Below are 12,016 nucleotides of genomic sequence, written 5' to 3'. Positions count from 1 at the left end.
TTTGGTTTCGCTCAAGTGAGAGTAATGAATGCAAAACCTACCACCACTGAATGCGCTGAAAGCGTTTGAAGCCGCTGCGCGATTGCAGAGTTTTACCAAGGCGGCGGAGGAGTTAAACGTCACCCGTGCTGCCGTGAGTCAGCAAGTGAAAGCGCTTGAATCTCAATTAGAGGCGGTTTTGTTTGAGCGGCACGGCGCGCAGTTGGTTCTCACTGAGGCGGCGAGAGATTATTTGCCCGTGGTTTCCAATCTTTTTCAGCAATTGGCGGTGACCACTGATCAATTGTTCAATCGTAGGCAAAATGGGCAATTGGTTTTACACGTGGCGCACAGTTTCTGTTTGCAATGGCTGTTACCACGTTTGGGCGATTTTCGACGTCGCTATCCACAATGGCCGCTAAAAATTTCCACAACATCAAATACTTTACCTGATAACAGCGCCACGGCAGATGTTGAGATCATCAATGGCTATGGTGATTGGCAATACGATCAAGTGACGAAATTAACAGAGGAAAACTGGATATTGGTCGCGAGCCCCGGCTTCCTGCAACTCAATCCGATAGCCACGTTAGACGATCTCATCAATGTGCCTCGCTTGGCGACCAGTGGGTATGTGGAAACCTGGCCACGCTGGTTTGACTACCATGAAATCTCCGCCGCCTGCGGCAAAATGGCTTTAGAGTTTGACCATTCGACACTCTCCATCGAAGCGGCAGTGCATCAACTGGGTGTGCTGTTGGTACGGGATTTATTGGTGGATGACCACTTACGCCAAGGCAGCTTGGTTCAAGTGGGAGAGTGGTCTATGCCCAGTGCTGGCGCACATCATTTGATTGTACGAAACGCAGACAAACCTCAAGTGGATGCGTTTGTTCACTGGCTTACAGATTGTTGCAAAAATCGCTGAGAGGCGGCAGACAAATTACGCGTTTGCTCTTTTCGAATCAAAGGCAATCGTTGTTACTATCTCACCGATATTTTTCCGCTGTATGTGGTGCGGAACAAAAGCGGGAGGAGTGAAATGGAAGTACTCAATGGGGGACGAGAAGGGGTCATTTTGCGACAAGGAAATCATGTCACTCGTCCGGCGAGCGCATCAACCGTGACAGTCCATCAACTGCTGCGACATCTGCATCAGCATGGATTTCATGCCTGCCCAGAGCCGTTGGATCTTGAGCAAGGTCGCGAAACCGTTAGCTTTGTGCAAGGGGACTGCTATAACTACCCGTTAAGTGGCAAAATCACGTCAATCAATGCTCTCAAATCAGCGGCTCGCCTACTGAGAAACCTGCATGACGCATCACAATCTTTTCTCAGTTTACATTCGCATGAGAACCTACACTGGATGCTGCCCGAGAGAGCGCCGATGGAGGTCATTTGTCATGGTGACTTTATGCCTTACAACGTGGTGCTTGAAGAAGATGTAGTGGTTGGCGTGTTTGATTTTGATACCGCGCACCCAGCACCAAGAATATGGGACATTGCCTTTGCGGTTTATGGCTGGGCACCGTTTAAAACCGATATCCATGATCAACTCGGCACCTTAGAAGAGCAAATTACCCGAGCGAGAATATTTTGTGATGCCTATGAGTGCAGCCGACTACAACGAGAGGAGTTGGTTGAAACCATGACGTTACGACTGACCGTGCTGGTGGATTACATGCGAACTCAAGCCAGTGAAGGGAATGCACAGTTCGCAGAAAATATCGCACAAGGTCATCACTTGGCCTATCTGAATGACATCGATTATCTCAATAAATATCGCCATGCGATCACCCAAGGAGTGCTGCAAGGCCTCGCGAGATAAACGACTCAAACACGAAGAACGAACTAAGGCATCGTACGATCAAAAAGCCCGCAAAACGCGGGCTTGATTCGTTTAGAATGCGTCAGTGATTAACCTTGCACTTCAGCTTCTGCTAGCACTTCAGGCTGTTCGCTCTCTTTTGCTGCATCAAGCATCTTACGAATAATCCAAGAAGCAGCCAGCGCTACACCCACCATGACAACCGCCAATACGGTGAGCAATTGGAAGTAATCACCGTAGACCGTTTGCACGATCTCTTGCGTGATGGCTTGGCCTTTCTCTAGGGCGATAGAAGTAGAGAATACCGCGCCAACGATGCCACTGAGCGCAAGCGCCACAGAGAACAAGCTGACAGAGAAGTTCTCAATGTGTTTTGGTGCAACCGATAGGATAAACGCAACCACCATTGAGCCCACGATAACTTCAGCAATCGCTTGGAAGAAGTGAATCGCGAGGAAAATCTCTGGCAGGATGATCACATCTTCACTGATATTGATGACGGCGAAGGTCAGAATACCAAAGGCAATGGCGGTTAAAACAAATGCCAAAGCGATCTTTGTTGCGGTTGAGAGGAAGATATCGCGCTTCTCTAGCATTGCAAAGAAACCCGCCACGATAGGACCACCCACCATACACCACAATGGGTTCATCGCCATGGCCGCTTCTGGCTCAAGTGGAATGAAGCCAAAGAGGTCGCCTTTTAGCGTGTTGATCGCCACCATATTCATCGACGTCATCATCTGACCGTAGTAGACGAAGAAACATGTAGTCAGGAATGTCACGATTAAGATGGTGCCCATCTTCAATGACTCTGACTTGCTCACTTTAAACATCAAAGAGATAAAGTAGAGGATGGCTGCGCCGCCAATGGCGTAAACGATGTTTTGGCCAATCGCCATGTTTGAGAACATGAAGAACACCAACGCAATCATGGCTGCAGAAATCACAGCAAAGAAGACCCAATTTTTTACACTCACGGACTGTCTATCCAAATCCGTTGCGACACCCACCAAGCCTTTGCGGAAAATAATCAAAGTGACCAGTGCCGCGGCTGCCATCACGGCTGAAATGACGAAACCGCCGTTAAAGCCAATGACCAACACCAGCATTGGGAAGAGGTATTGACCTAAAAATGCCCCAACGTTGTTAACGGAATAGTTGATAGGGTAGCCCTTTTCAAAATCTTCTTGAGAGTTGAAAGTGCGCTTGTACAGGCTTGGGTAGGATGGCGACATCAAGCCACGGCCATAGCTGGCCAACGCGATACCGCACATTGAAAGGGGAACGTTACTGGCGGATGCGCCCAGCACCAACAGCACATAGCCAGAAGAAAACGCAAGGAATGCGATAGACAATGAGCGATATGCGCCTAAAAATTTATCCGCGATAAAGCCACCCGCAATCGCAAACAATGGACCGATGGCGGAGAATGCGCCGACGATCATCATTGTATCTGCTTCGTTGTAATTCAGATCCTCTAAGAAAAAGCGCGTTAAGCTAACGAGCACGCCGTAAAATGACAAGCCAAACATCATTTGGCAGAACATCATGGATTTATTGAGTTTATTCCACATAATTTATTGCTCACTGTTGGATTATTTGCAGTGGTTATGACTGGATTTATTGTAGATTAATGGTGTGTAATATTTTGAAACAATTGTCGCACAAAGTAAAAGTTTTGCACTACATTTTCTAATGACAAACGATTGCATAACTAATGCATTGTTCTAAATCAAATGTGTTGATTGGGTTAATATTCGTCAGATGAAACTAACGGCAGTTTTTTGTGAAATTTCACAAATGTATTGGTATTGGTAAGTAAAAGCGCACAGAAAAGAGGAAGAAGAGAGGGGCAGTGAGGTTGCGCACAAGCCAGACAAAGAAAGGGCAGCAGCGCTACCCTTTGTGATGTTTATTTAGTCAAGTTGATGAAATGACAGGCTATTCACACGGAGGCGCCATGTGAATCAGAGCCAAACCGCCGAGCGAGGTTTCTCGATATTTTTTATTCATGTCTTTGCCCGTTTGGTACATGGTCTCGATAACTTTATCTAATGAGATGAGGCACTTACTTGTGCGCTTTAAGGCCATGCGCGAAGCGTTTATCGCTTTCATTGCGCCCATCGCATTGCGTTCAATGCACGGCACTTGAACCAAGCCGCCAATCGGATCGCACGTCATGCCGAGTGAATGTTCCATCGCGATTTCTGCGGCAATGCAAATTTGCTCGTTGCTGCCACCCCGTAATGCGGTCAATCCCGCCGCCGCCATTGAGGAGGAAACACCAATTTCACCTTGGCAGCCCACTTCCGCTCCGGAGATAGAGGCATTGGTTTTGTATAAAATGCCAATTGCGCCAGACACGGCAAGGAAGTCTTTCAACTGCTTGGTATCGAGCTCTTTGATGAACTTGTGGTAGTACATTAACACCGCTGGAATCACACCTGCTGCGCCGTTGGTCGGGGAGGTGACCACTTGGCCACCGGCCGCGTTTTCTTCGCTGACGGCGAAGGCAAACAAGTTAATCCAATCCATGATTTCCATCGGATCGTTTTCAATCGCAGCATTGGCTTCGAGCTTTTTCAGCAAGTTGGGGGCGCGGCGAGTGACACTCAAGCCACCTTCAAGTATGCCTTCGGTTTCAAAACCGCGCTTCATGCACAAGCTCATCACTTTCCAAATTTGCTCGGCTTTGGCATCGATGGTGTCCATATTGTGGAACGTCTGCTCGTTGCGCAGCACCATTCCTCCCAGGCTCAGCCCGTTCTTTTCCGCCATTTCTAGCATTTCATCGGCATTTCTAAAGGGGAAATCCACCTTTATAGGCGATTCTTGTTTGCCATTTTTCAGTTCATCCTCGGTGGCAATAAAACCACCACCGATGGAGTAGTAGGTTTCGAAATGGATACGTTGATTGGCTTCGTCGAACGCACTGATGGTCATGCCATTCTCATGCAGAGGCAAGTTCTCGGTATGGAAGAGAATGTCACTGGCAAAGTCGAATTCAATAAAGCGCTCGCCACGTAGCGAGAGTTGCCCTTCGTGAATGGCTTGTCGCATCGCTTGATTGGCACTGCTAATACGGATGGTATCAGGGCGATTGCCTAACAGCCCTAAAATGACGGCGCGATCGGTGTGGTGGCCTTTTCCTGTTAGCGACAAAGAACCGTAGAGATCGACCTGAATTCGTTGCACTTTATCAAGATCATTTGCCAACAATTGCGTAAACTGATAACCCGCAATCATGGGACCATTGGTGTGAGAGCTTGAAGGGCCAACGCCAATCTTAAAAATATCAAAAATCGACAGCATAATGATTTCCTATCTGACAACCTGCTAGTAAGTATGGATGAAGCAGTGTGTTGTACCAGTTCATCTTGAGTATGTATGTTGAAATTTTGTTAATGAATCTTAATGCGGTGAAAATAGCCTCAGCTTGAACAAAAGTACAGCAGAAGATGAGAGAGATGTGTTTAAAACGAGAGATCTGTAAATAATGGAAGAGAAACGTCTGGTCATCGTGCTGGGTAAAAGACTGTTTAAAAACGCGTTAACGCCAGAAGGTGTTAGCCGAGTGGAGGCTTTGGTTGAGGCAATGGCTTCGGGGCAGATTGAGCCTGGGAGTCGTATTGCATTTTGTGGTGGCGTCACTCAGGGGCAGGCTCGCTCAGAAGCCAACGCCATGTTCGATTACTTCCAACAGTGTTGCCTTGCGAAAAACCTGACTTTTTCGGCTCAGAACATTTTGCTGGAAGAACGTTCGACCAGCACAGTAGAGAACATTTTTGAAGTGTCCCGTTTGCTGATTCAACGTGGTCAGTGTTCAGAGGGCAGCGTTTTGAAAGTCACTTTCGTTTCCAATGATTACCATCTCAAGCGTATCTTTGAAATCCAACAATTAATGGACGAACAAGGGCTATTGCGCGTGTTGCGTGAGCGATGTGCTCAACACGGTGTGCACCTTGACATCCGCCATGATCTGGAGGCGCATGTGAGTGTCCCGTACCCAAATGTCGGCGGCGAAGCACAACTGTTTTTGTTGATTGATGAGCTCACCACCTATCGCGTGTATCTGGAAGGGGTGGCGCGCGGCGTGTTTCAACGGCCATTAAAAGAGGTGCGCCGTATTCCCTACCAAAAAGCCCAAGATGCATTAAGCGCCATTCGTTCCGTGCTGGCACAAAATACGGATTGGTCTCCTTATTATCACGATTTTGCGCAGCTTCAGCAGTGGATCGAAGAGAGCGATATTGAGCAAGAGGCGGCAACGATTTCTCAGATTGCTCGTTGTTTTAACCACACCTTAGTGGGGCTAAATCGTCGCTTCGATCCGGAACAGGCTTTAAGGGACTGATGAACCTTATTGAGTAATTTGGAAGTTAGCGCACGCTCGACTACGCTTAGAAGAGTTTCAAGTGGTAAAGCTCCGATTTTTACCATTGATATTAACAGGTTTGTTGCGTCACTTTTCGCTCTGCGGTTATCGTATCGCAACCCATCATTGGCAAAGGAAATGTAAATGTCACAACAAAAATTCCGTTTGGTAACCCGCAGTGATTTTGACGGCTTGGTTTGTGCTGTTTTATTAAAACAACAAGATTTGATTGATGAGATAAAATTTGTCCATCCCAAAGATATGCAAGACGGCCTGATTGATATTACGGAAAACGATATTGTTACCAACTTGCCTTATGTCGCAGAAGCACACTTAGTGTTCGACCACCATCTCTCTGAAACCATCCGTAATCGTGGTCGCCATGAGAACCATATTATCAACCCTAATGCCCCATCTGCCGCACGAGTGGTGTGGGATTACTATGGTGGCACTTCGGTGTTCCCCGTTGAATGGATTGAAATGATGGAAGCGGTAGACAAAGGTGATTCTGCTCAGTTTAGTCGCGATGACGTTTTGGACTCAAAAGGGTGGAACTTACTCAATTTTCTGATGGATGCGCGTACTGGTTTGGGGCGTTTCAGAGAGTTTCGCATTTCCAACTATAACTTGATGATGGACTTGATTGACTATTGTAAGAATCACACCATCGAGCAAATTCTCGACTTGCCAGACGTCAAAGAGCGCATTGATTTATATCGCGAACACGAAATTAAGTTTAAAGAGCAGATTCAACGTTGTGCCACGGTGCATAAGAATTTGGTGCTGTTGGATCTCACCAACGAAGAGACCATTTACGCAGGCAACCGCTTCATCATTTATGCCCTGTTTCCTGACTGCAATATTTCAATCCATAAAATGTGGGGTTTTCAAAAGCAAAACGTGGTTTTCGCAACGGGCAAATCGATTTTCGATCGAGGCTCTAAAACCAACGTGGGCGAATTGATGTTGAAATATGGCGGTGGTGGGCACCAAGCGGCAGGTACCTGTCAGATCAACCTTGAAGACGCAGAGCGTGTCCAAGCTCAACTGATTGAGCAGATAAATCGGGACGGTTAAAGACCAATAGCCTCGCATTCGCGAGGCTTTTTTTGTTAGTATGCCGCCAAATTAATTTTGGACTTCAGCACAGCGCGTTTTTCTCATGAGACATCTGAAAACAACGATTCACCCTGATATCGAACATCTAGACGAAAAAATCATTTTCCAACGCAGCGCCGCGCGCGCCATTTGTGTCGATGGTGAAGATATTTTATTGCTCTACACCGAGCGCTACCACGATTACACCATTCCTGGTGGTGGCATCGATGAAGGAGAGGATGTGATCGCCGGGTTGGTTCGCGAACTTGAAGAAGAAACTGGCGCAAAGAACATCCACAACATCAAACCATTTGGCATCTATGAAGAGTTTCGTCCTTGGTACAAAGGGGAAGCAAACGTGATGCACATGCATTCTTACTGCTACACCTGCAAGATTGACCGAGAGTTAGGCGAAACGCGCTTTGAGGAATACGAAGTGAAAAATGGCATGAAGCCACTTTGGGTCAATATCCATCAAGCGATAGCACATAATGAGCAGACTATGGCGGAAAGCCCCAAAAAAGGCATGAGCATTGAGCGCGAAACTTTCCTACTGCGTCTCATCGCCAAAGAGTTGCTGTAACGACGATAAAATATTGAGAACAATAGATTTGAGCTATGAATTTGTTCACTTCTTTTTGCCGATCAATGGATTTTTCAGGCAAATTGAGACATTTTTCGAAGAAACGTAACCATTAGTAACAGAGAGGCTGTAAGCAAAATTCCCTTGAATATACTCGAGAAAGTCTTATTTAACGGATGGCTGCTTTCATGAAATCTATTGTTTCTCTTACTTCCGCTTTGTGTGCCAGCGTTATGGCTTTTTCCGCTCATGCCGCGCCGACCGTCATTCCCGATCCTCCCGCTTTGGGGGCCAAAGGCTATGTGCTGATGGACTACCATTCAGGGGAGGTCTTGGTCGCCAAAAATGCCGATACCCAGTTAAATCCTGCCAGTTTAACCAAGTTGATGACGGCGTATGTGGCGGGGCAAGAAATGAATCGCGGCAACATTCGCTTTTCAGATCAAGTGGTGATCAGCCGCAACGCATGGGCAAAAAACTTCCCAGACTCTTCGAAAATGTTTATCGAAGTGGGTACTTCTGTGAGTTTAGAAGACCTTTACCGAGGTCTGATCATCCAGTCGGGCAATGACGCGAGTGTCGCCATCGCCGAGCATGTGGCCGGTAGCCAAGATGCGTTTGTCAGTTTGATGAACTCGTGGGCCGACAAGCTTGGTTTACAAAATTCCGCCTTCACCAACCCTCATGGCTTGGACAGCACGGGTCTCTACTCAACACCACGTGACATTGCCAAGTTGGGGCAGGCGATCATTCGTGATTTGCCTAGCGTTTACCCGATGTACAGTGAAACCTCGTTTACCTACAACGGCATTACGCAATACAACCGCAACGGTTTGTTGCGAGACCGAAGTATTGCTGTGGATGGCATGAAAACGGGCTTCACCAGTGGTGCGGGTTACAGTTTGGCGACCTCTGCCACCAGTGGCAACATGCGCTTAATTTCGGTGGTGATGGGGTCCAACAGTACTTCAAGCCGTGAAGCGGAGAGCAAACAACTGCTGAGCTACGGTTTCCGCTTCTTCGATACGGTTTCCCCAACGAAAGCGAATCAGCCGCTGGCAGACACTCGAGTTTGGATGGGAGAGAAGAATCAGTTAAGCGTTGGTCTTAGAGAGGACATTTTCCTTACTTTACCCAAAGGGGATACCAAAAAGCTTCAAGCTGAGCTGATTTATCTGCCGGACTTATCTGCCCCCATCTTGCGTGATCAGGTGGTTGGTCAGGTGGTTTATAAAGTGGAAGATAAGGTGGTGAAGGAGGTCGACCTTGTGGCGTTAGAATCCGTCGAGCAAGGTGGGCTGTTTAAACGCATTACCGATTGGTTTAAGCGTTGGTTGAGCAATCTGTTCTAATCTTGTCGCAAACGACAAAAGCCGTGAAAGGTGGCCTTTCACGGCTTTTTTTATTAAAGGTGCGCGTGGCACTCTTCATTTAAGGTGCTTTTGCTCATGGGCGTTGTCAAAAATACCTTACCAAGCAGTTGGTCAAACTGCGCCAGTTGTTCAAGCAGTTGGGTACTGAAGCGGTTATTTTCCGCTCTCAGGCACCAAAAGTGTGTAGAAGGGGGCGGTGCGAAGTCAACCAACTCTGAGTTTGACACATCCAAAGTTCGTAATTGACGCAGCCCCGATAACTCGATGTTCACCAATGGGTTATTTTGCACTTCCACATCAAAAACATTGACCGCTGGAGACAAATCCACGTCTTTCAACTGATTGTGAGAAAGCACGATGAAACTCAGTCGGCTTTCTTCGGCCAATTGAACAGAAGTGAGGCGATTGTGAGCCGCATCCAGATCCGCCAGCTCTCGGTTAGCGCTCAAATCGAGTTGAGTGAGCTGGTTGTTTTTTGCATCAAGCAGAAGCAGTTGAGGATTGTGTGATAACGCCAAGGTGGTGAGTGCGTTATCTGCAATATAGAGTGTTTGCAAGTTCGGATATCGCGCCGCATTAAACTGGGTGAGCCCCTTGCCTGACGCGCCAATCAACACCATACCCTCTTGAAGATGATTGAAGTCGATATCGGTGACGCGAGTATGACTTACATCGATTTCTTTGATGGGGAGAAGCGGGCCATTTAGGGTTTGCAATTGAGTGCTATTGCCTGCAAGAAGCGCCGCTATTTTCTGGCTTTGCGAAAAGTCGATGGTGGTGAGGTCGGTTTCGCTGATCTCTAATCTTTCTAACTCGAGAAGTGGTCGAATATTGAGTGTCGACAGCGGGTTTTTCGACACGCGAACGTCGGTGAGCGCGAGGTTGTTGGCTAAGCTCAGTCCCGTCAGTGCATTATTGCCTGCATAGAGAGCGGTCAGAGCGGGTAACTCTGTCACACCCAAGGTTTGCAGTTTGTTGTCGCTCACGTTCAAGGTGCGTAGTTGCGGTAGAGAGGGCGCAATAAACTGGGTGAGCTGTGTTCCTGTGATTTTGAGCGTGGTTAAATCCGGCATGTTTGCTAATTGCAGTTGACTTAGCCTCGCCATATGAAGGGACAAGGATTGCAAAGCGGTTTGCTGACTCAAATCCAAATCTGCTATCTGACTGCCATTGACCGTCAGTTGTGTCAGAGCAAAGTTTTGCGATAGGGCGAGGCTTTGCAGCGTGTTAATACTGACTAACGTCAGTGAACGAAGCGACTTATTGCCCGAGAAGTCGAGTGTTTTCAGTGCAGAACCTTGGAACGACAAGCTTTCAATGTTGGGTACATGGTCCGAAGAAAAATCGGTAAACAGACGAGACTTGATGGTCAATTTTGCAAGGTTGGTAAAGTTGACCAAATCGCGGCTGGTATTGATTTGGAAAGAAGAAGCGCAGTCAAGTTCCGTCACTTCGAGTGTATTCTGCCAGCCTTTCAGCGTGCGGTGTTGATCTACACAACGTTTGAGTTCCGGGTCGAGGTATTCAATGGCGTTAAAGCTGTGCTCTGCGGCAGTGATGGTCAGCGTTATTCTGGCGTTGCCAATGCCGCCTTGATTGTCTGTCACGCTGACCATTAAGCCGATGCTATCGCCTTGCGTCCATTGTGTCGGCACAGAAAAGGTCACAGTGGCTTGAGTGGCATCATTTAGCGTGACGCTTGGTCCCGATAACTGTCTCCAACGATACGCGACGATGTTGCCATCAGCATCCGGATCCGTGGCGTTTGCTGTGAGTGTCACTTCCGTGCCTTCTACCACGGCTTTGTCTTCTCCAATTGAAACTTGCGGACGCTGATTGATCGCGCTGTCCTGTACGGTGACGATCTGTTGGTCTTGCGCGGTTGCCCCTAAGTTGTCAGTCACGGTGACGCTAAACACCAGATCCGTATCGTTATCCACTAAAGGTGCTTTGAACTTCGGTGAGGCTGAATTGACGTTAGAAAGGGACACCGTCGGGCCACCCGTTTGTTGCCATTCGATCTTTTCTATCTGCCCGTCTTCATCTTGGGCGGTGACACTCAGTCCGTCGGCAAAGGCGCCTTCTTCTACGCTAAAGGGCGAACCTGCTTGCACGGTGGGAGGGATGTTGTCTGGCTGAGGAGTGGGTTTGATGGTAATGCGAATCGTATCTTGTGCTTGATTGCCTTGACCGTCGGTTAACGTCAGTTCAAACGCGACGGTGGTTTCAACTGCGACAGATGGAAGGGTGAACGTAAGACTTTTCTGGTGAGAGGGGGAGGTATCTAAGCTAGGACCTTCGGTTTGTCGCCACTGAAACGTGGGGGGAAATGCGCTGTCATGCTGGTATTGAGGAACGATTTCTATGGTGTCATTGGCATTGTGGAAAAGGTCTTGACCCAGTTCGACGGATAAATCTCGGCTGGAAGGGGGCGCTGTTGAGGTGTTGTCGCCAGAAGACCCACCGCCACAAGCGGTTATGAGCAACAAAATTCCGGATATTACAAAGGTTCTAATCATTACTTTCTCTCTGGTTATTTTATAAATTATTCTGTTGCATATAAAACCACCTGGGTATTGTGAACGTGAATGTGTAATCGATTGCATTTGGCGTTAATTGTGAAGTGAGTCATAAAAGTGTCGGTGATTTATTCGCCGTTTGATGTTTGATGAGGGTGAACATCAGTCGCAGCAATCGGTTAACGGTGCGCTGGATGAGTGAATCAGATCGAAAATCGCAGTCACTATGGTTGTTTTAGGTTGTTTTTTGACAATGATCGG

Annotated in this window: 9 protein-coding genes; 6 read left to right on the top strand and 3 right to left on the bottom strand. The window is 47.6% G+C overall.

Annotation, left to right across the window (positions count from 1 at the left end):
- Window positions 1-28 precede the first annotated feature (28 nt).
- Window positions 29-907 carry a LysR substrate-binding domain-containing protein gene (locus AOT11_RS22765; RefSeq protein WP_017422476.1) on the top strand — a complete coding sequence of 293 codons (879 nt, stop codon included), beginning with the start codon at window positions 29-31 and terminating at the stop codon, window positions 905-907.
- 114 nt (window positions 908-1,021) lie between these two features.
- Window positions 1,022-1,807, top strand: a complete 786-nt coding sequence (locus tag AOT11_RS22760; protein ID WP_026050738.1) for a phosphotransferase enzyme family protein — start codon at window positions 1,022-1,024, stop codon at window positions 1,805-1,807.
- Window positions 1,808-1,896: 89 nt separating this feature from the next.
- Here the strand turns inward: AOT11_RS22760 and AOT11_RS22755 are convergent, their stop codons facing one another.
- Together AOT11_RS22755 and AOT11_RS22750 are read right to left on the bottom strand one after the other, a co-directional pair.
- Window positions 1,897-3,381, bottom strand: coding sequence for a peptide MFS transporter (locus AOT11_RS22755; RefSeq protein ID WP_017422478.1), 1,485 nt, complete (start codon window positions 3,379-3,381; stop codon window positions 1,897-1,899).
- 367 nt (window positions 3,382-3,748) lie between these two features.
- Window positions 3,749-5,119, bottom strand: coding sequence for an L-serine ammonia-lyase (locus AOT11_RS22750; RefSeq protein ID WP_017422479.1), 1,371 nt, complete (start codon window positions 5,117-5,119; stop codon window positions 3,749-3,751).
- Between the two features lie 184 nt (window positions 5,120-5,303).
- On the opposite strand from AOT11_RS22750, the gene AOT11_RS22745 reads away from it, so the two are divergent.
- The 4 genes from AOT11_RS22745 to AOT11_RS22730 all read left to right on the top strand — a co-directional run bounded on the left by AOT11_RS22745 (window position 5,304) and on the right by AOT11_RS22730 (window position 9,215).
- Entirely contained in the window at window positions 5,304-6,161 is an 858-nt protein-coding gene (locus tag AOT11_RS22745) for a YdcF family protein (RefSeq protein ID WP_017422480.1), read from the top strand.
- 165 nt (window positions 6,162-6,326) lie between these two features.
- Entirely contained in the window at window positions 6,327-7,259 is a 933-nt protein-coding gene (locus tag AOT11_RS22740) for a DHH family phosphoesterase (RefSeq protein WP_017422481.1), read from the top strand.
- Window positions 7,260-7,344: 85 nt separating this feature from the next.
- A complete protein-coding gene (locus AOT11_RS22735; protein WP_011151870.1) occupies window positions 7,345-7,863 on the top strand; it encodes an NUDIX hydrolase in 519 nt (172 codons plus the stop codon).
- Window positions 7,864-8,051: 188 nt separating this feature from the next.
- Window positions 8,052-9,215 carry a D-alanyl-D-alanine carboxypeptidase family protein gene (locus AOT11_RS22730; RefSeq protein ID WP_172840620.1) on the top strand — a complete coding sequence of 388 codons (1,164 nt, stop codon included), beginning with the start codon at window positions 8,052-8,054 and terminating at the stop codon, window positions 9,213-9,215.
- 53 nt (window positions 9,216-9,268) lie between these two features.
- Here AOT11_RS22730 and AOT11_RS22725 read toward each other — a convergent pair whose 3' ends face one another.
- The gene (locus AOT11_RS22725; RefSeq protein WP_017422483.1) at window positions 9,269-11,755 is read right to left on the bottom strand and encodes a leucine-rich repeat domain-containing protein; all 2,487 of its coding nucleotides are present in this window, start codon (window positions 11,753-11,755) and stop codon (window positions 9,269-9,271) included.
- Window positions 11,756-12,016 lie beyond the last annotated feature (261 nt).

It is taken from the genome of Vibrio vulnificus NBRC 15645 = ATCC 27562 (assembly GCF_002224265.1).
In the GTDB taxonomy this organism is placed as follows: domain Bacteria; phylum Pseudomonadota; class Gammaproteobacteria; order Enterobacterales; family Vibrionaceae; genus Vibrio; species Vibrio vulnificus.
This window is presented reverse-complemented; position numbering and strand designations above follow the sequence as displayed.